This is a genomic window from Sphingobium yanoikuyae, from assembly GCF_034424525.1.
Taxonomy (GTDB): domain Bacteria; phylum Pseudomonadota; class Alphaproteobacteria; order Sphingomonadales; family Sphingomonadaceae; genus Sphingobium; species Sphingobium yanoikuyae.
In genome coordinates, this window is the sequence record NZ_CP139979.1 from 514752 (window position 1) to 536255 (window position 21504).

At 66.5% G+C, this 21504-nt stretch carries 22 protein-coding genes; 14 read left to right on the forward strand and 8 right to left on the reverse strand.

The window, feature by feature from the left end; genetic code table 11:
- Positions 1 to 125 precede the first annotated feature (125 nt).
- Together U0025_RS02365 and U0025_RS02370 are read left to right on the forward strand one after the other, a co-directional pair.
- Positions 126 to 2891: a DUF3857 domain-containing protein gene (locus U0025_RS02365; protein ID WP_004210976.1), complete on the forward strand. Its 2766-nt coding sequence runs from the start codon at positions 126 to 128 to the stop codon at positions 2889 to 2891.
- 87 nt (positions 2892 to 2978) lie between these two features.
- Entirely contained in the window at positions 2979 to 3161 is a 183-nt protein-coding gene (locus tag U0025_RS02370; protein ID WP_004210977.1) for a CsbD family protein, read from the forward strand.
- 159 nt (positions 3162 to 3320) lie between these two features.
- On the opposite strand, the gene U0025_RS02375 is transcribed toward U0025_RS02370, so the two are convergent.
- On the reverse strand, positions 3321 to 4688 hold the full coding sequence (locus tag U0025_RS02375) for an alanine/glycine:cation symporter family protein (RefSeq protein ID WP_004210978.1): 1368 nt from the start codon (positions 4686 to 4688) through the stop codon (positions 3321 to 3323).
- A gap of 93 nt (positions 4689 to 4781) precedes the next feature.
- On the opposite strand from U0025_RS02375, the gene glmM reads away from it, so the two are divergent.
- From glmM to U0025_RS02400, 5 genes are all read left to right on the forward strand, one after another.
- A complete protein-coding gene (glmM, locus tag U0025_RS02380) occupies positions 4782 to 6122 on the forward strand; it encodes a phosphoglucosamine mutase (protein ID WP_004210979.1) in 1341 nt (446 codons plus the stop codon).
- Between the two features lie 126 nt (positions 6123 to 6248).
- Positions 6249 to 6473 carry a DUF1272 domain-containing protein gene (locus U0025_RS02385; protein WP_004210980.1) on the forward strand — a complete coding sequence of 75 codons (225 nt, stop codon included), beginning with the start codon at positions 6249 to 6251 and terminating at the stop codon, positions 6471 to 6473.
- Complete coding sequence (thiD, locus tag U0025_RS02390) at positions 6470 to 7231, forward strand: bifunctional hydroxymethylpyrimidine kinase/phosphomethylpyrimidine kinase (protein WP_004210981.1); 762 nt, start codon at positions 6470 to 6472, stop codon at positions 7229 to 7231. Before U0025_RS02385 ends, thiD begins: the two co-directional genes overlap by 4 nt.
- Complete coding sequence (locus U0025_RS02395; RefSeq protein ID WP_004210983.1) at positions 7224 to 7823, forward strand: ribonuclease HII; 600 nt, start codon at positions 7224 to 7226, stop codon at positions 7821 to 7823. The genes thiD and U0025_RS02395 overlap by 8 nt, the downstream gene beginning before the upstream one ends.
- A gap of 79 nt (positions 7824 to 7902) precedes the next feature.
- Positions 7903 to 8541, forward strand: coding sequence for a L,D-transpeptidase family protein (locus U0025_RS02400; protein WP_037492073.1), 639 nt, complete (start codon positions 7903 to 7905; stop codon positions 8539 to 8541).
- Between the two features lie 4 nt (positions 8542 to 8545).
- On the opposite strand, the gene U0025_RS02405 is transcribed toward U0025_RS02400, so the two are convergent.
- The gene (locus U0025_RS02405; protein ID WP_004210986.1) at positions 8546 to 9967 is read right to left on the reverse strand and encodes an APC family permease; all 1422 of its coding nucleotides are present in this window, start codon (positions 9965 to 9967) and stop codon (positions 8546 to 8548) included.
- A gap of 209 nt (positions 9968 to 10176) precedes the next feature.
- On the opposite strand from U0025_RS02405, the gene U0025_RS02410 reads away from it, so the two are divergent.
- Positions 10177 to 10707: a hypothetical protein gene (locus U0025_RS02410; protein ID WP_254792302.1), complete on the forward strand. Its 531-nt coding sequence runs from the start codon at positions 10177 to 10179 to the stop codon at positions 10705 to 10707.
- Here U0025_RS02410 and U0025_RS02415 read toward each other — a convergent pair.
- The 4 genes from U0025_RS02415 to U0025_RS02430 form a co-directional block, all read right to left on the reverse strand.
- Positions 10704 to 11618 carry an LLM class F420-dependent oxidoreductase gene (locus tag U0025_RS02415; protein ID WP_004210989.1) on the reverse strand — a complete coding sequence of 305 codons (915 nt, stop codon included), beginning with the start codon at positions 11616 to 11618 and terminating at the stop codon, positions 10704 to 10706. The genes U0025_RS02410 and U0025_RS02415 overlap by 4 nt on opposite strands.
- Positions 11615 to 12481, reverse strand: coding sequence for an SDR family NAD(P)-dependent oxidoreductase (locus tag U0025_RS02420; RefSeq protein ID WP_004210991.1), 867 nt, complete (start codon positions 12479 to 12481; stop codon positions 11615 to 11617). Before U0025_RS02420 ends, U0025_RS02415 begins: the two co-directional genes overlap by 4 nt.
- A 94-nt stretch (positions 12482 to 12575) precedes the next feature.
- A complete protein-coding gene (locus U0025_RS02425) occupies positions 12576 to 13367 on the reverse strand; it encodes a 3-hydroxybutyrate dehydrogenase (RefSeq protein WP_004210994.1) in 792 nt (263 codons plus the stop codon).
- Positions 13364 to 14542, reverse strand: coding sequence for a patatin-like phospholipase family protein (locus U0025_RS02430; RefSeq protein WP_004210996.1), 1179 nt, complete (start codon positions 14540 to 14542; stop codon positions 13364 to 13366). The genes U0025_RS02425 and U0025_RS02430 overlap by 4 nt, the downstream gene beginning before the upstream one ends.
- A 152-nt stretch (positions 14543 to 14694) precedes the next feature.
- Here U0025_RS02430 and ypfJ point away from each other — a divergent pair, with 152 nt between their 5' ends.
- Positions 14695 to 15588, forward strand: a complete 894-nt coding sequence (gene ypfJ / locus U0025_RS02435; protein ID WP_004210998.1) for a KPN_02809 family neutral zinc metallopeptidase — start codon at positions 14695 to 14697, stop codon at positions 15586 to 15588.
- Between the two features lie 6 nt (positions 15589 to 15594).
- On the opposite strand, the gene U0025_RS02440 is transcribed toward ypfJ, so the two are convergent.
- The gene (locus U0025_RS02440) at positions 15595 to 15906 is read right to left on the reverse strand and encodes a hypothetical protein (protein WP_004211000.1); all 312 of its coding nucleotides are present in this window, start codon (positions 15904 to 15906) and stop codon (positions 15595 to 15597) included.
- Between the two features lie 84 nt (positions 15907 to 15990).
- Positions 15991 to 16182 (reverse strand): hypothetical protein, encoded by a 192-nt coding sequence (locus U0025_RS02445; protein ID WP_037491094.1) that lies wholly within the window; start codon positions 16180 to 16182, stop codon positions 15991 to 15993.
- Positions 16183 to 16268: 86 nt separating this feature from the next.
- On the opposite strand from U0025_RS02445, the gene U0025_RS02450 reads away from it, so the two are divergent.
- The 5 genes from U0025_RS02450 to erpA all read left to right on the forward strand — a co-directional run bounded on the left by U0025_RS02450 (position 16269) and on the right by erpA (position 21469).
- On the forward strand, positions 16269 to 18962 hold the full coding sequence (locus U0025_RS02450; protein ID WP_004211003.1) for a bifunctional [glutamine synthetase] adenylyltransferase/[glutamine synthetase]-adenylyl-L-tyrosine phosphorylase: 2694 nt from the start codon (positions 16269 to 16271) through the stop codon (positions 18960 to 18962).
- Positions 18955 to 19416 carry a thioredoxin-dependent thiol peroxidase gene (gene bcp / locus U0025_RS02455; protein ID WP_004211005.1) on the forward strand — a complete coding sequence of 154 codons (462 nt, stop codon included), beginning with the start codon at positions 18955 to 18957 and terminating at the stop codon, positions 19414 to 19416. The genes U0025_RS02450 and bcp overlap by 8 nt, the downstream gene beginning before the upstream one ends.
- Positions 19413 to 20222, forward strand: a complete 810-nt coding sequence (locus U0025_RS02460) for a ferritin-like domain-containing protein (protein WP_004211007.1) — start codon at positions 19413 to 19415, stop codon at positions 20220 to 20222. Before bcp ends, U0025_RS02460 begins: the two co-directional genes overlap by 4 nt.
- A 109-nt stretch (positions 20223 to 20331) precedes the next feature.
- Positions 20332 to 21060, forward strand: a complete 729-nt coding sequence (locus tag U0025_RS02465; RefSeq protein WP_004211009.1) for a M23 family metallopeptidase — start codon at positions 20332 to 20334, stop codon at positions 21058 to 21060.
- Between the two features lie 82 nt (positions 21061 to 21142).
- Complete coding sequence (gene erpA / locus U0025_RS02470; protein WP_004211010.1) at positions 21143 to 21469, forward strand: iron-sulfur cluster insertion protein ErpA; 327 nt, start codon at positions 21143 to 21145, stop codon at positions 21467 to 21469.
- Positions 21470 to 21504: the final 35 nt, after the last annotated feature.

A 21504-nucleotide genomic window follows, 5' to 3' on the forward strand; every position in this document is an offset into this window, starting at 1 on the left:
TGCGCGTGATGCTTCCCCTTGAGCGCTTCGCCGCGATGCCATAGCCTTCGGTCAAACGGGGCTTAGTGCAAAAGGAAGTTCGGGGGGAAATGAGACATTTTGGGTGGTTGGCGGCTTCGGCGGCCATGACGGTTGTGGCGCCTGCCTTTGCCGGAGAGGTGCCGCTGTATCAGCCGGCGCCCGGCTGGATCGACAAGGCGGCGATGCCCAAGCTGGCGGCCGATGGCGATCCGCCCTCGATGATGATCCTCGACAGCCAGCAGCGGGTCGAGAAGGGCAAGCTGTGGAGCTATGCAGACATCGCCACCCGCGCCGGTTCGGCCGAGGCGCTGACCCAGCTGTCGTCGCTGACGCTGCCCTGGGCGCCAGACAAGGGCGACCTCATCATCCATGAACTGTCGATCCTGCGCGGCGATCAGGTGATCGATGCGTTGGCCAGCGGCAAGAAGTTCACCGTGTTGCGCCGCGAGCAGGGGCTGGAAGCGTTGCAGATCAGTGGCATCCTGACCGCGACCATGGCGGTCGAGGGGGTGCAGGTGGGCGATGTGGTGCGGCTGCGCTATTCGACCACCAGCAAGGATGATGCGCTGGGCGGCCATGTCCAGAATGTCTCGGCCCTGCCGGCCGCGCCGCTGCGACTGGGCTATGGCCGGGTCCGCCTGCTGTGGGACGATGCGGATGCGCCGCGCTGGAAGCTGCTGGCGAGCGGCGTCGATGCCAAGCCGGTCAAGAAGAGCGGCCTCACCGAGCTGAGCTTTGCCGTGCCGCTGGCCAAGCAGCCGGAAATGCCGGCCGACGCGCCGACCCGCTTCACCCATCCGCCGCTGTTCGAACTGTCGACCTTCGCCAGTTGGGCCGATGTGTCGAAGACGATGGCGCCGCTCTATGCGACCGACGGGCTGATCGCCGATGGATCGCCGCTGGCGGGCGAACTGGCCAAGCTCAAGGCGCTGCCGGGATCGCCGAAGGACAAGGCCGCTGCGGCGCTGCAACTGGTGCAGGACCATGTCCGCTATCTGATGGTCGGCATGAATGGCGGCAATTATGTCCCGCAGAAGCCGGCCGAGACCTGGACGCTGCGCTATGGCGACTGCAAGGCGAAGACGCTGCTGCTGCTTTCGCTGCTGCGCGGGCTAGGGATCGAGGCGGAGCCGGTGCTGGCCAGTTCGACCCTGGGCGATTCCGTGCCGGAACGGTTGCCCACGGCCGCGGCCTTTGACCATGTGCTGGTGCGTGCGGTGATCGATGGCCAGTCATACTGGCTGGACGGCACGGGCCTGGGATCGCGACTGGAGGATATCGGCGATACGCCGCGCTTCGGATCGGTGCTGCCGGTTCGCACCGCCGGGGCTGAGCTGATGCCGATCCAGACCCATGCCAATGCCCGGCCGACGATCGACGTCAGTGTCGAGGCGGACGAGAGCGGGCATGAGAAGCTGCCGACCGTGTTCGATGCCAGGGCGGTGCTGCGCGGGCAGATCGCGACGATGATCAGCACCGGTCTCGGCCAGATGGATGCCAAGCGGCGCGACGAGATGGTGCAGGGCTTTTTCAGCGAGCAGGTCGGCACCGCTCAATATAGCCAGGTCGGCGTCACCACCGATGCAGCTTCGGCCACCGTCACCTTCACCGCCCATGGCGTCACCAGCTCGCCCTGGAAGCTGAGCGACCGGCGCTATCGCCGCGACGCCGGCAAGCTGATCGACGAGATCAGCTTCGCGCCGGACCGGGCGCGCCCCGCCTGGCTGGCGATCCCGGTGGCGACGGGTGCGCCGATCGGCATTCGCTATCATCTGCGCCTGCGCCTGCCCCAGGGCGGCAAGGGCTATGCGATCGAAGGCGAGCAGGGCCTCAGCAAGACGGTGGCGGGTTATGACCTGCGCCGGACCGTGCAGCTGAAGGACGGGGTGCTGGATGTCGAGGAGCGGACCGACGCCACCGGCGTCGAGATCGCGGCCGATCGCCTGCCCGACGAGCGCGATGCGCTGGCGACAGTGCAGGCGATGTCGCCGCATGTGATCGGCCCGGCCAAGCCCACCTATTTGTGGGATTACAGCCCGGCGACCATCGCCGCCTGGCCGCAGTCCAAGGCGGTCGAGGCGACCTTTGCCAAGGCGATCGCCGCCGATGCGGAGGACGCGACCGGCTATTCCAGCCGCAGCAATTTCCGCTGGGGCATTGGCGATTACAAGAATGCGCTGGTCGATCTCGACAAGGCGATCGGGATCAAGCCCGACGTCGACCTCTATCTGCAGCGCGCCTATCGCCGGTTCCAGACCGGCGACGTGACCGGCGCGCTGGCCGATGGCCGCATGGCGCGCCAGCTCGACCCGGCATCGGGCGCGGCGGTCGGTACGGTCGCGACCTATCTGGCGGAAAGCGGCAAGCTGGACGATGCACTGGGCATGGTCGACGCCAAGATCGCGATCGGTGGCGAGGCGCGCGACGGCTATCGCAGCTTCAAGGCGACGCTGCTCGGCACCTATGGCGATCCGGCCAAGGCGATCGAGATCATCGATGCGCAACTGGCGGAAAAGCCGGGCATGACCGGGCTGTTCAACGAGCGTTGCTGGGTCAAGGGATCGCGCAATGTCGAGCTGGAGAGTGCAATGCAGGATTGCACCAAGGCGGTGGAGCTGAGTTCGGGCAGCATGGCCGCGCTCGACAGCCGGGCGATGCTGTGGTTCCGCATGGGCCGGTTCGACGATGCGCTGCGCGACCTGGATGTCGTCGTGGCGCAGGAGCCGGGCAAGGAGCCGAGCCGCTACATGCGCGGCATCGTGCTGCACCGGCTGGGCCGGGCAAGCGAGGGGGATGCGGAAATCGCGGTCGCCCGGCGCATCGATCCGCGCATCGACGCCGTCTATGCCCGCTATGGGATCAAGCCCTGATTTTGTCGTGACGCCCGCGTTTCGATGGAAACCTTTCCCCCTGTCCGATGGTTGACAGGGGGAATGCCACTTCCAAGGAGAAACCATATGGGTGAACTGACCGACAAGGTGAAGGCTGCGGGCAACAAGGCCGCCGGTGCCACGAAGGAAGCGATCGGCAAGGCCACGGATAATGAACGCCTGGAAGCCGAAGGCAAGCTGCAGAAGGCGAAGGGTACGGCCCAGGATGTGGCTGGCTCCGTCAAGGGTGCGCTCGGCGACAAGATCTGACGCCCCACCGTCTGCACGATCGAAGAGGCTCCGCCGACAGGCGGGGCCTTTTTCGTTTCTGTCCTATCTGGTTAAGCTCATGCTATAAGAACGGGGCCGCTTTCCGATAGGATCGCGGCCCCGCAAGATTATGTCAGAATGTGCGGGAAATGTGCGAAGTTAAGCCTGTTCCGCCAGATAGGCCTTCACGTCGCGGCGCAGTTCGCCGGCGCACAGATAGAGGGCGATGACATTGGGGATCGCCATCAGGAAGAAGCTGCTGTCGACGATGCCGACCACCCGGCCGAGGTCGATCGCGGCGGCCGGGGGCAGGGCGACGACATAGAGGATCTTGTAGACCCACTGGGCGCGCGGCCCGTTGCCGAACAGATAGCCCCAGGCCTGAAGACCATAGAAGCCCCAGGCGACCAGCGTCGAATAGGCGAAGAGGAAGACGACGACGGCAAGCAGCCAGGGGAACCAGGGCGACACCTTGGCAAAGGCGGCGGAGGTGATGGCGATGCCCTCAAGGCCGTTGTTCCAGGTGCCGGCGACGACCAGCGCCAGCCCACCCAGCGCGCAGACGATCATGGTGCCGAGCAGCGGTTCGAGCAGGGCGACAAGCCCTTCGGATACCGGATGGCGGGCGCGGGCCAGGCTGTGCGCCATGACGGCGGAGCCGACGCCTGCCTCGCTGGCGAAGACCGCGCGGCGCATGCCCGCGACAAAGGCGCCGATCGCCCCGCCGGTGGCCGCATCGCTGGAAAAGGCGCCGTGCCAGATCAGCGCCAGCGCGCCGGGAATGGCGTCGGCATGGAGGATCAGGATCGCGGCGACACCGCCCAGATAGACGGTGACCTTGAGCGGGGTCAGGCGCTTCGACACCTCGCCCAGCCAGGCCGCGCCGCCCATCGTCACCAGCGCGACGGCCGCCGCGATGAACACGCCATAGGCCCAGCCATTGGTCATGCCGGTGACCACCTTCACCTGGGCGAAGCTCTGGTTGACCTGCACCATCGGGATCGCGCCGAACAGGGCGAAGAAGGCATAGGCGCCGCCGAGCACCAGGCCGACTTTGGGCCAGCCGCGCGCCGCGCCGACGGCTTTGAGCACATACATCGGCCCGCCATGGACATGGCCGCGTTCGTCGAAGACGCGATATTTGAGGCCCAGCGTGACCTCCGCCATCTTCACCGTCATCGCGAACCAGCCGATGATGAACATCCACAGGATTGCGCCCGGCCCGCCCATGGTCAGTGCCACCGCGACGCCGGCGATATTGCCGAGGCCAATGGTGCCGGACAGCGCCGTGGAGAGCGCGCCCCACTGGCTGACATCGCCCTTCGCCTCGCCCTCATGCGGCTGGCTGCGCAGGATACGGATCGCCCGGCCGACCTGGGTGACATTGGGGAAGCCCAGCCAGATGGTGAAGAACAGCATGGGCAGCGCGAGATAGAGCACGATCAGCTCGATCTGTGCGCCGAACAGGGGAACCTTGAAGAAGACGGCACTGGACAGCGCATCGACGGCGGCATTGAAATTTTCCATGCGGCGGCGATGCCGGGACAGCGGTGGAAAGTCGATCAAAGATTGCTATGGGGGAGGTGAGTTTTACCCATAGCCGCCCCGGGGCAGGATCGCATGAGCAGACAATATTTCGGCACTGACGGTATTCGTGGTCGCACCAACCAGTGGCCGATGACGCCGCAACTGGCGATGAAGGTCGGCATGGCGGCCGGCACCCATTTCCAGCGCGGCAGCCATCGCCACCGGGTGGTGATCGGCAAGGATACCCGCCTGTCGGGCTATATGGTCGAAAATGCGCTGGTCGCGGGCTTTACCGCGGTCGGCATGGACGTGGTCCAGTTCGGGCCGATCCCGACGCCGGCCGTCGCCATGCTGGCCCATTCGATGCGCGCCGACCTGGGCGTCATGATTTCGGCCAGCCACAATCCCTATTATGACAATGGCATCAAGCTGTTCGGTCCGGATGGCTACAAGCTGTCGGACGAAGATGAGCTGAAGATCGAGGCGCTGCTGAACCAGGACGTGCCGCTGGCCGCGTCCAAGGATATCGGCCGCGCCCGCCGGGTCGAGGACGCGCGTGGCCGCTACATCCATGCGGTCAAGTCGAGCTTCCCCGCCGACCTGCGCCTCGACGGGCTCAAGATCGTGGTCGATTGCGCCAATGGCGCCGCCTATCAGGTCGCGCCGTCGGCCTTCTGGGAATTGGGGGCGGAAGTGGTCGCCGTGGGCGTCACGCCCAACGGCACCAATATCAATGACGGGTGTGGATCCACCTCGCCCTTGCTGTGCCAGGAAACGGTCGTGTCGTCCGGCGCGGACATCGGCATTGCGCTGGACGGCGACGCGGACCGGCTGATCGTGGTCGATGAAAAGGGGCAGATCGTCGACGGTGACCAGATCATGGCGCTGATCGCATCCAATTTCGCCCGCGCCGGCACGCTGCGCGGTGGCGGGCTGGTGGCGACGATCATGTCGAACCTGGGCCTCGAACGCTTCCTTACCGGGCAGGGCATCGGGCTGGAGCGGACCAAGGTCGGTGACCGCTATGTGCTGGAGCGGATGCGCGAGGGTGGCTTCAATGTCGGCGGCGAACAGTCCGGCCACATGATCCTGTCCGATTATGCGACCACCGGCGACGGCACGGTCGCGGCGCTGCAGGTGCTGGCCGCCTTGGTCCGCTCGGGCAAGCCCGCGAGCGAGACGCTGCACCAGTTCGATCCGGTGCCCCAATTGCTCAAGAATGTCCGCTTTGCCGGTGGCAAGCCGCTGGAGGATGAGACGGTGCAGCGCGTGATCGCCCAGGCCGAGGCGGAACTGAACGGGTCGGGCCGGCTGGTCATCCGCCCGTCGGGCACCGAACCGGTGATCCGCGTCATGGCCGAGGGCGACCGCGAGGATCAGGTCAAGGATGTGGTCGAGCGCATCTGCGCCGCGGTCGAGAAGGCGGCGGCGTGATGCTTGCCGCTATTATCCCGTTCGCCCTGAGCGAAGTCGAAGGGCAGCGCCGACCGCAGGGAGGTGTCTTCGCCTCCGCTCAGACAAGGGCTTCGACTTCGCTCAGCCCGAACGGAGTTATGAACCATGCTTGAGATGCGGCCCGATTGCGAACGCTGCGGCACCGACCTGCCGGCCGATGAGCCCGGCGCGTTCATCTGCTCGTTCGAATGCACCTGGTGCGCGCCCTGTGCCGAGGCGCTGGACGATCGCTGCCCCAATTGCGGCGGGGAACTGATGGACCGGCCGACCCGGATGGGCAAGGCGCTGGCGAACAACCCTGCCTCCACGGAGCGCAAGTTCAAGGGATGAGCGTGCCCCGCATTCTCATCATTGCCGGGTCGGACAGCGGCGGCGGTGCCGGTATCCAGGCGGATATCAAGACGGTCACGCTGCTGGGCGGCCATGCCATGACCGCGATCACCGCGATCACCGCGCAGAACACGCTGGGGGTGCAGGGCGTTCACCCGGTGCCGACCGAGATGGTGCTGGCGCAGATGGAAAGCTGCATCAGCGACATTGGCGTCGACGCGGTCAAGATCGGCATGATCGGTTCGGCGCAGACGGCGGCAGCGGTGGCCGAGCGGCTGGCGCAGCTCGATAATGTGCCGATCGTCTTCGATCCCGTCATGGTCGCGACCAGCGGATCGCTGCTGGCCGACGATGCGACGATCGCGGCGTTCGAGCGGCTGATGGCCATCGCCACGCTGGTGACGCCCAATATCCCCGAACTGGCGGCGCTGGGCGGCGAGGAGATCGCCATCCGTGTTGCCACCCATGTGCTGGCCAAGGGTGGCCATGGCGAGGGGCCGATGCTGACCGACCGGCTGATCGGGCCGCAGGGCGTGCGCAAGGCGTGGAGCAATGCGCGGATCGACACGCGGCACAGCCATGGCACTGGCTGCACCCTGGCGAGCGCGATCGCGACTGGCCTGGGGCTGGGGCTGGACCTGATCGAGGCGGTCGAGCGTGGCCGCAAATATGTGCGCGAGGCACTGGCGCTGGCGCCGGGGCTTGGCGCGGGCCATGGCCCGATGGGCAACCCCTTCGGCTTCCACGCCTATGCCTGATTTTGCGCATGAACTGATCCATCATCCCGGCCTGGTGGCGGGGGTGGACGAAGCCGGGCGCGGGCCACTGGCGGGGCCGGTGGTCGCGGCCGCCGTCATCCTGCGGCAGGAGGATTGCCCCGAGGGCCTCAATGATTCCAAGAAGCTGACCGCCAAGCGCCGCGCCGCGCTGGAGGGGGAGATCAAGGCTCGCGCGCTGTGCTGGGGCCTTGGTATCGCCAGCGTAGCCGAGATCGACGAACTCAACATATTATGGGCGACGATGCTGGCCATGACCCGCGCTGTCGAGGCGCTGTCGCAGGAGTGCGCCCATATACTGGTCGATGGCAATCGTTGTCCCAACTGGCGCTGGCCCTCGACCGCGGTGGTGGTGGGCGACGCCAAATGCTTGTCGATCGCCGCCGCATCGATCCTGGCCAAGGAAGAGCGCGACCGGATCATGATCGCGGCGGCCGCCGAGCATCCGCATTATGGGTGGGAGAGCAACAAGGGCTATGGCAGCGCCAAGCATATGGCGGCGCTGCGTGAGCATGGGCCGACGCCGCTGCACCGGCGCAGTTTTTCGCCGGTGGCGCAGTTGCTGCTGATCTGACGATGCTGTCCCGTCTCGGGGCGGGATGGGGATGATTTGAGGGCTGGTGCGGGTGTGGCGCATGCTTAAGAAGGGATTCATGTCCTTCGCCCGTTCCGGCCTTTCCTGCCTGTTCCTGCTTGCCGGTGCGCTGTCGCTGCCGGTGCAGGCGGCTGCGCCGGTCAAGCGCGCGCGGCCGGCGGCCAAGGCCGGCGCACTGGCGCCGGGTGGCTATCGCTGGCTGGAGGAAGGGCCGCTCGACGGGCCGATCCATCTGGTCATCAGCATCGATCGGCAGATGGCCCATGTCTATAGCGGCGACCGGTTGGTCGGCATGGCGAGCGTGTCGACCGGCATGGCCGGGCATAGCACGCCGATCGGCGACTATCCGATCCTGCAGAAGAATCAGTGGCACCGGTCCAATCTCTACAGCAATGCGCCCATGCCCTTCATGCAGCGGCTGACCTGGGACGGGATTGCGCTGCATGCCGGACATAATCCGGGCTATCCGGCCAGCCATGGCTGCATCCGCCTGCCCTATGCCTTTGCCCAGAAGCTGTTCGGCATGACCAGCCTGGGCGGGCTGGTGACGGTGACCAGGGATCGGCTGCATCCCTCGCTGACGATCGAGCAGATGGCGGCGGCGGATGCCGTGGCCAAGGTCGCTGCGCCGGCGCCGGCAAAGCCGGTGCTGGATATCGACCCGATCATCTTCATGCCGAGGGTGTCTCGCCGCTGACCGATCAGCGCTGGGCCAGTGCCGAGCGCCGCATCGAATAGCCGAAATAGAGCAGCGCGGCCGCGCCAACCCAGACCGCGAACAGCGCATAGGTGTCGGCCGGCAGGCCGAAGATGAGATAGGCGCAGAAGAGCGTGCTGGCGATCGGCAGGACCGGATAGAAGGGCACCTTGTAGCCGCGCGGCAGGTCCGGCCGGGTGCGGCGCAGGATGATGACGCCGATCGACACGGTGGCAAAGGCGATCAGCGTGCCCATGCTGGTGAGGTTGACCAGCACGTCCAATGGCACGAAGGCGGCGAGCAGGGCGACGCCGATCGCGACGATCCATGTATTCTGGCGCGGCACATGGCGCACCGGATCGACCCGGCAGAAGAAGGCGGGCAGCAACCCGTCGCGGCCCATGGCATAGAGGATCCGGGTCTGGCCGTAGATCACCACCAGGGTGACGCTGAAGATCGAGGCGATGGCGCCCAGCGACAGGATCACCGCCGGCCAGCCCGCGCCGGTGAGGTTGTGGAGGATGACGGCCAGGCCCGCTTCCTGCCCGGCAAAGTCGGTCCAGGGCTGGGCGCCGATCGCCGCGACCGCGACCAATATATAGGCGGCGGTGACGATCAGCAGCGACAGGATGATGGCGAGCGGCAGGTCGCGGCGCGGATTGCGTACTTCCTCGCCGGCGGTCGAGACCGCGTCGATGCCGATATAGGAAAAGAAGATGGAGGAGGCCGCAGCGCCGATGCCGACCATGCCCTTGGGCGCGAAGGGGTGGAAGTTGGTCGGCTGGAAATGGGCGAGCGCGACCACCACGAACAGCGCCAGCACGGCGAGCTTGGCGATCACCAATATGGCGTTGGCGGTGGTCGATTCCCGCGTGCCGCGCAGCAGCAGGATGAGGCACAGGCCCACCAGCAGCACGGCGGGCAGGTTGACGATACCGCCCGCACCGGGTGGCCGGGCGATGATGTCGGGCAGGCGCCAGCCGGTGCTGATCGAAAGAAGCTCGTTGAGATACTGCCCCCATCCCACGGCGATGGCGGAGGCGGAGACGCCATATTCCAGTAGCAGGCAACTGCCGATCAGGAAGGCGGCGAGTTCGCCCATGGTCGCATAGGCATAGGAATAGGAGGAGCCCGACGCCGGCACGGCCGAGGCCATTTCGGCATAGCAGAGCGCGGTCAGCGCGGCGGTGATGCCGGCGATGACGAAGGACAAGGTTACCGCCGGCCCCGCTTCGGGCACGGCGGTGGTCAGGGCGACGAAGATGCCCGTGCCGATGGTCGCGCCCACGCCCAGCATGGTCAGCTGGAACAGGCCGATATTGCGGGCGAGCGGTTTGCTGTCCGGATCGTCGCCGATGAAGTCGAGCACCGGCTTGCAGCGCAGCAGCGCGATCAGGAGCGGATGGCGGGGCGATCGGTTCGTCATGCTCCGCCGCTGTCATGCCGGGCGCGGGAAGGCAAATGAATATCGTGTGAGATTGGCGCGGCGGGACCGGTGAGGGCGCGCGATTGTCGGCGGGCCGCCGCTGGGCTAGGCATGGGGGTGTTGGCCGCCGACCTGTTCGGCTTGGGATGGATGATCGAGCCTTGATGGATCAGAAGCGATTGCCTGGCGCGCGGAAATGGGCGCGATCCATGCTGATGGTTGCAGCGGCGGTGCTGCTGCCGGCGATGGCATCGGCAGCGGATGTGCCGAGCGGCGGCACCATATCTGTGTCCATGCAGGAGGATGCGAGCGGGCAGGCGGGCGCGGCCGACGCCTTTGTCGATGCGGCCACCCTGGCCCTGTCGGACAAGGGCTTCACCTTGCTGGACGATGGCCATGCCGCGCTGGTCATGGAACTGGTGATCCGGGCGTCCGAGGTCGGGACCGGGACCGGCAAGGTCGAGAAGAGCAATTCCGACCTGATGCCCGGCGGCGTGTCGGGCGCGGTGGGATCGAGCTTCTCGCTGGCGGTGCCATCCGGCAAGACGCGCCATGTGGCGCTGGAGCGCACCGAGCTGGAGATGCGCTTGCATCGGCGCGGCGACGCGGCGGTGATCTGGAGCGGCAGTGCGGTAACGGTGCGCCCGGCCGACAAGCGGGCTAGTGCTGCCATGGCGCTGTGCAACGCGCTGCTGCGCGCCTATCCCGAGCAGCCCGAAACGGTGATCGGCGTTCCCTAGATTTTCGCGATCACCTCTTCGCCGATGCGGGCGGCATTGTCGCACCATTCGGAACGGGTCTTGCCCTTCACCGTGACGCCGCAGGCGGTGACACCCAGCTGCGCATAGGTGCCGATGCGGTCGACGATCTGCTGGTTGGAGAGATCCTCGCCCGGCTTGTTGACGCCGCCCAGGATCACGTCGGGCAAAGCGGTGCGGCCGACCTGCGCCGCATAGTCGCGCATATAGGCGATGCCGGCTTTCAGATCGTCCTCATTCTCCATCGCGGCGGTGCGGGTGGTGGCGCTGTTGACGCCGCCACCGGCGGTGAAGAAGGGGTTCCAGCCATCGGCGAGATCGACCACGCGGCGGATCGCGCGCTTGGCATTGCCGCCGACATAGAGGGGCAGGCCGGGCTTTTGCGGCGATCCGGGGATGATGCGGTTGCCGAAGGCCTGATAGCCCGTGCCCTCGAAGACGAATTCTTCGCCGCTGGTGGCAGCACGGATGGCGCGCAGATATTCGTCCATCAGTTCGTTGCGCTGGTCGAAATCGACGCCCAGCGCGCGATATTCGCCCTTGAGATAGCCCGCGCCGACGCTGAGCGTTACCCGGCCGCCGGCAAAGGCGTCGAGCGTGGTGATGTCGCGCGCGACGATGAAGGGATTGCGATAGGGCAGGACGAGGATGCCGGTCTGGAGCCGCAGGGTCGTGGTGTGGGCGGCGAGCAGGGCCAGCATGACGAAGGGTGATTGGGCATGATGGCCGCCAGCGTCGAGCCAGCGGCCGGTCGGCACCGGATGGTCGGTGACGAGGCCGGCGTGGAAGCTGGCCTGTTCCACCGTGCGGCCGATTTCGGCGACCGCCGCCATCGTACCGAACTCGTCGGGCAGGTCGGCATGGTCGAAGGGCAGGGGGACGTTGATCTTCATGCGTCGGACACTCCATGCGGTTCGACCAGCACCCATTGGCGGGCGGCGTTGCGGACCCAGCCGGACGAGGCCCAACTGCCGCCGTCGACCGGCAATATGGTCCCGGTGATGTAGCTGCTCATGGGTGAGGCGAGGAACAGGGCGGCCTGGCCGCATTCGCTGTCGATGCCGGGCCGTTGCAGCGGGATGCGGCGCGCCGTGGCATCGGCCATGGCGGGCGACACGGGGAACCATGTCGCTTCGTCCACCGGGCCGGGGGGATTGCCGCGTGTGCCCGGCGTCGTCGTGAAATCGGGCGCGATCGCGTTCACGCGGATGCCATGGTCGGCCAGCTCCAGCGCCATGGTCCGGGTGAAATTGTTCATCCCCGCCTTGCAGGCGGCATAGACGGCATAGCCGGGCGCGGCGCGCGATCCTTCGATGCTGGAGACGTTGATGATGGCGCCGCCGCGCCCGCCCGCGATGATGTGCGGCACGGCGGCCGAGGTGGCGGCGAGCATCGAGACGAGGTTGAGGTCGATATGGCGGCGCCAGCTATGGGCGCTCTGGTCGACAAAGGCCTTGCGGCTGACGCCGCCGACATTGTTGACGAGGATGTCGATGCGACCGAAGCGGGCCTGGGCCGCGTCCACCATCGCCGCGACCTGATCGGGCTGGGCCATGTCGGTCGGGATGGCGAGGCAGGCGCGGCCATGCTCCGCAACGCGCGCCGCCACTTCCGCGCCGCGTTCGGGGATGATGTCGGCAATGACGATGTCGGCGCCGGCCTCTGCCAGGGCGAGCGCGATGGCGCGGCCGATGCCCGCGCCGCCGCCGGTGACGATGGCGACCTGATCGGTGATGCGGCACTGGTCTGGCGCCATGGCGCGATCCTCTTCCCCTTTTGACCGTCAGTTCGCGGCCAAGGGGGAAGGTGAGTCAATCGCATGCCCGGTCATATCGACCGGGCGATGGCGCTTATTGGGCGGTCCAGCCGCCGTCGATCGACAGGTTGGCGCCGGTGATCTGGGCGGCGGCGTCGCTGCACAGGTAAAGGGCAGTGGCGGCGACCTGTTCGGCGGTGACGAACTGCTTGGTCGGCTGGCCGGCGAGCAGCACGTCGTTCATCACCTGCTCGCGGGTCATGTTCCGCGCCTTCATCGTGTCGGGAATCTGGTTTTCGACCAGCGGAGTCCAGACATAGCCGGGCGAGATGCAGTTGGCGGTGATGCCGAAGGTGGCGACTTCCAGCGCGACCGTCTTGGTGAAGCCGTTGAGGCCATGCTTGGCGGTCACATAGGCGCTCTTGAAGGGGGAGGCGACCAGCGAGTGGGCCGAGGCGGTCTGGATGATCCGGCCCCACTTCTTGTCCTTCATGTAAGGAATGGCGAGGCGCGTGGTGTGGAAGGCGGCATTGAGGTTCAGCGCGATGATGAGATCCCATTTGTCGAGCGGGAATTCCTCGACCGGGGCGACATGCTGCATGCCGGCATTGTTGATGAGGATGTCGATACCGCCGAAGGCATCGGCCGCTTCCTTCATCATCGCCTCGATCTGGTCGACCTTGGTCAGGTCATGGCCGCTGTAGAGCGCCTTGGCGCCCGAAAGAGCTTCAAGGCCGAGCCGTTCCTTCTCGATTCCGTCCGCGTCGCCAAAGCCATTGATCACGACATTGGCGCCTTCGCCGGCCAGCGCCTTGGCATAGGCAAGCCCGATGCCCGAGGTGGAACCGGTGATCAGGGCGGTCTTGCCAGCGAGGGACTTGCTCATGCCATTTTCTCCTTGAGATGATCCGGCGCGTCGAGATCGAAGGTCGCGCTCTTTCCGTCGAGGATGTTGCGGGCGATGAGGTCGCCCTTGTGCATCACTTCTTCCACCGCCTCGCGACCCTGGCTCCAATGGTCGAGCATGGTCGCGCGGGAAAATTCGAAATCCTTCGCGCCGCTTTCCCAGGCGCGGGTGCGGTAGATGAGGTGGACGATGTTGACCGATCCGCCATCGAGCATGTCGCGCAGCTTCTGCGCCTCCGGCCCGTCCTGCAGTTCGGGCGGCAGCTTGTCGAGCAGCGCCTTGATCGCGCCATGCTCGCGGCGCAGGCGCAGATACTGGTCGGTCACCTGGCGGGTGCGGCTGCTATACTGGATGTCCTTCATGCGCGAATAGACATCGGTCATCTGCCGCGGCATCGGCCCTTCGGCCGGGAAGAGATCGACCTGGAAGACGAGCATGTCGTCGGTCTGGTGGTTGAGGACATGGGCGAGCGGCGTGTTGGAGACGATGCCGCCATCCCAATACCAGCGCCCATCGATCTCGACCGGGGGCAGGCCCGGCGGCAGCGCGCCCGAGGCCATGATGTGGCGGGCGTCGATGCGGGTGTTGCCGCCAGGACCGCGCGTATCCCAATAAGCGAAATTGCCGGTCTCGACATCGACCGCGCCGACAGACAGGCGGACCGGCCCGTCATTGAGCAGATCCCAGTCGACACAGGCGTCGAGCGTGTCCTTCAAGGGCGCGCTGTCATAGAAGCTGATCGCGCCGGCCGATCCTTCGGGCATCAGTGGTGCGGGCCACAGGCGCGGGCGGAACATGCCCGGCACGCCCAGGGTCGCGACCGTGCCGGCGGCCATCAGATGGGCAGCTTCGCGGATATGGTCGATTTCCGGGAGGATCATGTTGGGCATGCCGCCCGAGACGGTCAGCCAGAATTTCTTGAGCTGGCTCAGGCGCCGGTGCGGCGGGTTGCCGGCGATGATCGCGGCGTTGACCGCGCCGATCGAGATGCCCGCGACCCAGCTGACATCGACCCCCAGTTCATCGAGCCGCTGATAGACGCCAGCCTGGAAGGAGCCGAGCGCGCCGCCCCCCTGCAACAGCAATGCGACTTCGCGGGGGAGGGGGAGGGGCGTGGTGGCGCGGCGGCGCGGTCGGGATTCGGTGTCGGCCATGTCGCACTGCAATATAGGTTTTGGTCCGGCCATTCCAACTTAATGTCTCGTAACAAAGTCCTTCCCGTCGATGGAACGTGCATCGTCAGCCGATGGTTTGCAGCCAGCCGGTTATGCAGTAGGCACGGGAACAGGATGCGAGGGAGGCCAGGGTGCGGCTCGACGACGAACAGGAAAGCAGCAATTTCGAGGTGCAGGACGGACGCGGCGGCGGTTTCGGCGGCGGCGGCGGGATGGGCGGCCTGGGATTGCTGCTGCCGCTGATCGGCAGTCGCTTCGGTTGCGGCGGCATCGTCGTGGTGCTGATCATCCTGGCGGTGATGGGCGTCAATCCGCTGAGCCTGCTGGGCGGTGGTGGCGGCGTGCAGCAACAGGCGCCGCAGAGCGCGCCGGCGGGTAGCCAGGACGCCAGCAAGCTGACCGAGATCCAGCATTGGTCGTTGAAGGTGCTGGGATCGACCGAACGGGTCTGGGGCCAGATCTTCAAGGAAGCCGGCCAGACTTATCAGCCGACCATCCTGTCCTTCTATGCGCAGAGCGGCACGTCGGGCTGTGGCGCAGCGCAGAGCGCGATGGGGCCATTTTATTGCCCGAACGACCAGAAGGTCTATCTCGACACCGATTTCTTCACCGAATTGCGCGATCGCTTCGGCGCGCCGGGCGATTTCGCCCAGGCCTATGTGATCGCGCATGAGGTGGGCCATCATGTCCAGGATCTGGAAGGCACGCTGGGCCAGGTGAACCAGCAGCAGCGCCGCGTTAGCGAGGCGCAGGGCAATGCGTTGCAGGTGAAGGTGGAGCTGCAGGCGGACTGTTATGCCGGCGTCTGGGCCAAGCGCACGGGCCTGATGGAGCCGGGCGACCTGGAAGAGGGCATGAAGGCGGCGCAATCGATCGGCGACGATACGCTGCAGAAGTCGGCCGGGCGCCGACCGGTGCCCGAAAGCTTCACCCATGGCACCAGCGAGCAGCGCATGAGCTGGCTGCGCAAGGGGCTGGACAGTGGCGATCCGGCCCAGTGCGATACGTTCAAGGGGGCGCTGTAGGCGCGATCAATGTTCGGCGTTGGGGGAGCCTGGCGGCGGCGAGTCTGATGACCCCGGACTGACGGACGCGGCCGTGTCCAGCTGCGGCATAATGCTGGGTTGGCCGGCATCGGCCATCGGTTCGCCCGAGGACGGGACAGCAAAGTCCTGGGGCGCACCGGGGGCGACGGGGGGAGGCGGCGGCGCAACCGGCGTGGCGACCGGCTGTGCCTCGCTAGGCTGGGCGACCGGCTGCTGATGCGGCGCGAAATTCTGCAGCGCCAGGACGATCATCGGTGCGACCACCAGCGTGCCGCCGGCAAAGACCTTGTACATCATCGATTGACCCGCATTCCCGCCTGAAAATGGAAAGAGATTCGGGCCTTAGCGGCAAGACATGAAAAAATGTCTGCGCTTTATTGGTTAATGCTGATCAAGCTTCGCCAACAGCGCCAGCATGTCGTCCGGCAGAGTGTCGCGCTGCGCGGAGAAGCTGGACCGCAGCGCCTTGCCCACGCCTTCATAGGGCAGGGGCAGGGCGACATTGACGACGCGGGCGCCGCCGCTGTCCCGTCCCGGTGCCGATCGGCCAAGAGGTTTGCGCTGCATTTCCATGAGACACAGAACGGCCATGTAAGCCAAAAGTTTCTGGATTTCGTCGCATTCGGACGCGATATCGCCGTCAACAAGGAGACGGAAGCGTGACGGACTGGATCGACCTGGAAGCGCGGATACGCGCGCATTCGCCATTTCTGGCGCGGCAGATGGACCGCTATCCGGCCGTTGTCGCGCTGCTGGCGACGGGCGATTTCGACGCGGCGATGGCAGCGGCGCAGGCGCAGGGCGTGCCAGAGGATGGGGTGGCCAAATCGCTGCGGCGGCGGCGCGGCGCGATCGCGCTGGTGACGGCGGCGGCGGACCTGGCCGGGGCCTGGGACATGGACCGGGTGACCCGCACCCTGTCCGACTTTGCCGACCAGGCGCTGGAGGAGGCGCTGGCCGCGACCTTCGCCGAACGCTATCCCGATGCCGTGCCACAGGGCTTCGTCGTGCTGGCGCTGGGCAAGCATGGCAGCCGCGAACTCAACTACTCGTCCGATATCGACCCGATCCTGCTCTATGACCCCACCACCCTGCCGCATGGCGAGCGGGAGGATGTGGCGGACGCGGCGGTGCGGATCGGCCGGCGGGTCAGCGAAATCCTCAATGCGCGCGATGGCGACGGCTATGTCTTTCGCGTCGACCTGCGGCTGCGGCCCTCCCCAGAAGCGACGCCGATCGCGCTGCCGGTGGAGGCGGCGATCGGCTATTATGAATCGACCGCGATGGGCTGGGAACAGGCGGCCTTCATCCGCGCCCGGCCGGCGGCGGGCAACATGGCGCTGGGCGATTATTTTCTGCGCCAGATCCGTCCTTTCGTGTGGCGACGCAGCCTGGACTTCGGTGCGATCGACGCGATCACCGACATCAGCCGGCGCATCCGCGACCATTATGCGCAGGGGCAGGCGTTCGGGCCGGGCTATGACCTCAAGCGCGGGCGCGGCGGCATTCGCGAGGTGGAGTTTTTCGCGCAGGTCCATCAACTGATCCATGGCGGGCGCGACCCGTCTTTGCGGTCGGGCCATACGCGCACGGCGCTGCGCGCGCTGGCGGCGGCGGGCGTGATCGAGGCGGAGGTGGCCGCGCGGCTGGACGAAGCCTATATCCTGTTCCGCACGATCGAGCATCGCCTGCAGATGGTCGAGGATCGCCAGACCCATGAACTGCCCAGGAATCCGGAATCGCTCGACAATGTTGCGCGCTTGCATGGCCTGGCGGACGGGGCGGCGCTGCTCGACCTGCTGCGGCCCCATGTCGAGTGGGTCGGCGCCAATTATGACCGGCTGACCGCCGCGCCCGACGATGGCAGCCTGTCGCATGACGAGGACAGGCTGAAGGCGCAGCTCAAGGAGATGGGTTTTGTCGATGCCGACTGGGCGGCGGCGCGGGTCGCCCATTGGCGCGACGGCACGATCCGCTCGCTGCGCAGCGGCGCGTCGCGCGAGGCGCTGGAGCGGCTGTTGCCGGTGCTGATGCCCGCGCTCGCCACCGCGCCCGATCCGGGCCGGGCGCTCAACCGGCTGGACGACATGATCGGCCGGCTGCCGAGCGCGATCAACTTCTTCAAGTTGCTCGGCGCGCGGCCGGGGCTGGTCGAACTGCTGGCGGAGATATTGAGCCATGCGCCGGCGCTCGCCGATGTGCTGAGCCGCCGGGTCGAACTGCTCGAAGGGCTGATCGATGCGTCGGCCTTCGACCCGGTGCCGCCGGTCGATGTCCTGGCGCAGCAATTTTCCGCGCTGGAGGCGGGCGAGGATTATCAGGCGCTGCTCGACCGGGTGCGGCAGCGGGTGAATGATCGCCGCTTCGCGCTGGGCGTGCAGATCGTGCGGGGCGGCGATCCGCTGGAGGCCGGGCGCGGCTATGGCCGGGTGGCGGAAGCGGCGATCGAAGCGCTGGCCGGCGCCACCGTCGCCGAGTTCGAAAGCGCCCATGGCAAGGTGCCGGGGGGCGAGATGGTGATCCTGGCGCTCGGCCGGATGGGCGGCGGGGTGCTGACCCATGCGTCGGACCTGGACTTGGTCTATCTGTTCACCGGCGATTTCCTGGCGGAATCGGATGGCGCGCGGCCGTTGGGTGCGACCCAATATTTCAACCGCCTTGGCCAGCGCATCACCAATGCGCTGTCGGTGTCGACGGCGGCGGGGCCGCTCTATGAAGTGGATACGCGGCTGCGGCCGTCGGGCGCGCAGGGCCTGCTGGCGGTCAGTCTCGACAGTTTCGCCAAATATCAGCGCGAGGAAGCCTGGACCTGGGAGCATCTGGCGCTGACGCGGGCGCGGCCGGTGTTCGGATCGGCGCAGGCGCGTAGCGCGCTGGAGGCGATCCTGACCGAGACGCTGCAACGGCCGCGCGACTTCGACGAACTGGCGCGGCAGGCGGTGAAGATGCGCGGCGATATTGCCCGGCACAAGCCGCCGGCAAGCGAGCTGGACGTCAAGCTGGTGCCCGGCGGGCTGGTCGACATCGAGTTCCTGATCCACATCAGCCAGTTCCATTATCGCCTGGGGTTCGACCCGGATCTGGGCGAGGCGCTGGCCGAGCTGGTGGCGGCCGGCCATCTGCCCGCCGAGCTGATCCCGGCGCAGGAATTGATCACCCGCTTCCTGATCGTGTCGCGGCTGGTATCGCCCAAGTCGACCGAGCCGCCGGAGGCGACCCGGCCGCTGGTCGCTCGGGCCTGTGGCGCGACCGATTGGGACGCGCTGCTTGAAAGCTATGCCAAGGCCCGGCAAAGCGTCGGCGACGCATGGCGCGCGCTGGCCGCGCCCTATCAGGAGGATCAAGATGCTTGAACAGGGAGCGATGCTGCCCGACGTGGCGCTGAAGGATGCGGATGGCGCCGATTTCAGCCTGGCGCGCTATCGCGGCAAGCCGGTGGTGGTCTATTTCTATCCCAAGGCGGATACGCCCGGCTGCACTAGCGAGGCGAAGGATTTCACCGAACTGGCGAGCGACTTCGCGGCGCTGGGCGTGGCGGTGGTTGGCGTGTCGAAGGACAAGCCGGCAAAGCTCAAGAAGTTCGGCGACAAATATGGGCTGGCGGTGACGCTGGCGTCGGACGAGCCGGGCACGGCCTGCGAGGCATTTGGCACCTGGGTCGAAAAGTCGCTCTATGGCCGCCAATATATGGGGATCGCGCGGGCGACCTTCCTGGCGGACGCAGACGGCAAGGTCGTGCGGGTCTGGCCCAAGGTGAAGGTCAAGGGCCATGCCGCCGAGGTGCTGGAGGCGGCGAAGGCGCTTTGACCCTGCCACCTGCGATTGATTCCGTGGGCGCGGGTTGCGCCCATGTGCTGACCATTGCCGACCCGACCGCTAAGCTGATGGCGGCGCGGGCGGTGGCGCGTAGCTGGCGACTGGGCCGGCTGGCGCATCGGTTCGACGTGGCGATGCCCGATCGGCCGGCCCGGCCTGATGCGCCCGAACTGCTGCCGCCGGGGCAAATGCCCAAGCGCAGCAAGATGGGCACGGATCGCGGGCGGATCGCGATGCTGCACGCGCTGGCACATATCGAGTTTGTCGCGATCGACCTGGCGTTCGACCTGATCGGGCGCTTTGGCGGCGAATTTCTGGCAGGCTTCACCGACGAATGGATGCGGGTTGGCGCGGACGAGGCGATGCATTTCGCGCTGCTCGACCGGCGGCTGCGGCAATTGGGCAGCCATTATGGCGCGCTGCCCGCGCATGACGGGCTGTGGCAGGCGGCGAGCGAGACGGCGGGTGATGCGCTGGCGCGGCTGGCGGTCGTGCCAATGGTGCTGGAAGCCCGTGCGCTGGATATCACGCCGTCCACGATCGCGCGGTTCGAGGGGGTGGGCGACCATATATCCGCAAGGATGTTGCAGCGGATCATGACGGATGAGATTCGCCATGTGTCGGCGGGGAGGACATGGTTCAACCAGGCGACGAACCGATTGGGCCTAGACCCCGTCAAACATTACCAAATCCTTGTGAAACGCCATTTTCGGGGAAGCGTTAAGCCACCGTTCAACGACTCGGCGCGTCGGCAGGCCGGTTTGACGCGGGATTTCTACGACGCGCTTGCAAGCTGAGCGGCGATTTGCAGTCTGCATCCAGCGGGGGCGATCTAGGTCGCCATTTTATTGAACATGGGGAACCCACGAGAGGCAAAAGCCTTCGCGGGCATAAGTCGGGGTCGGCATGTTGATTCTTCGTACTGTGAATGCGCTGGGTGCGCGTTGGTTCCAATCGGCCAGCAAGACGGCCAAGATTTTCGGGATGGTCGGCATGGTAGGCGTGATGTGCGCCGCAGCTCCGGCCAACGCCAAGGATGAAGATGATCCATATGGCGACGCCTCGGAAATCAATACCAGTGCGCTCGGCCCGGCCGATGTCGGCTTCTCCAACATCTTCTCCAGCCTGCAGCGCATGGACGGCAACGCCAAGACCGCAGCCTATATCCCCTCGGGCCGCCCGGTCGAGAAGCTGTCGCTGACCTCGAACTTCGGCGTGCGTTCCGACCCGTTCAACCGCAGCGCCCGCATGCACAAGGGCATCGATATTCCCGGCCCGATCGGCACCCCGATCCACGCGACCGCCGACGGCATCATCAGCCGCGCCGGCTGGGCCAGCGGTTATGGCAACCTGGTCCAGATCTCGCACGGCAATGGCATGGAAACCCGCTACGGCCATATGTCGAAGCTGCTGGTTGCGCCCAACTCCTATGTCCATCGCGGCCAGGTGATCGGCCTGATGGGGTCGACCGGCCGTTCGACCGGCAGCCACCTCCATTATGAAGTCCGCGTCGATGGCGCGGCGATCAACCCGATCCCGTTCGTCGCCGGTCCCGATTATCTGATCGCGATGAACACCAAGCCGCCGGTCGCCATGGGCGGCCCGACCAAGGCGGACGAAAAGGCCGTCGACTGATCGACCGCTTTTGATCCCGACTTTTCCAAAGCCCCGGCGCCCATGGGTTGCCGGGGCTTTTGCTTGATCCTATCTAGGCGCCATGGCCGATATTGACCTCACTCCCTCCGCTGCCGCGCGCGTCGCGGCGATCGCCGCCAAGCAGGGCAAGCCCGCCATATTGCGGCTGGCCGTGGAAGGCGGCGGCTGTTCGGGCTTCCAATATCGCTTTGGCCTGGCCGAGCAGGTGGAGGCCGAGGATCTGGCGGTGGAGCGCGATGGCGTGACGCTGGTGGTGGACGATGTCAGCCTGGACCTGGTGCGCGGCTCTGCGGTCGATTTCGTGTCGGACCTGGGCGGCGCGGCGTTCAAGGTGACCAATCCCAACGCGACCGCCGGTTGCGGCTGCGGCACCAGCTTCTCGGTCTGATCGGCGCATTGGCTTGTAGACGCAGCCCACTTCTC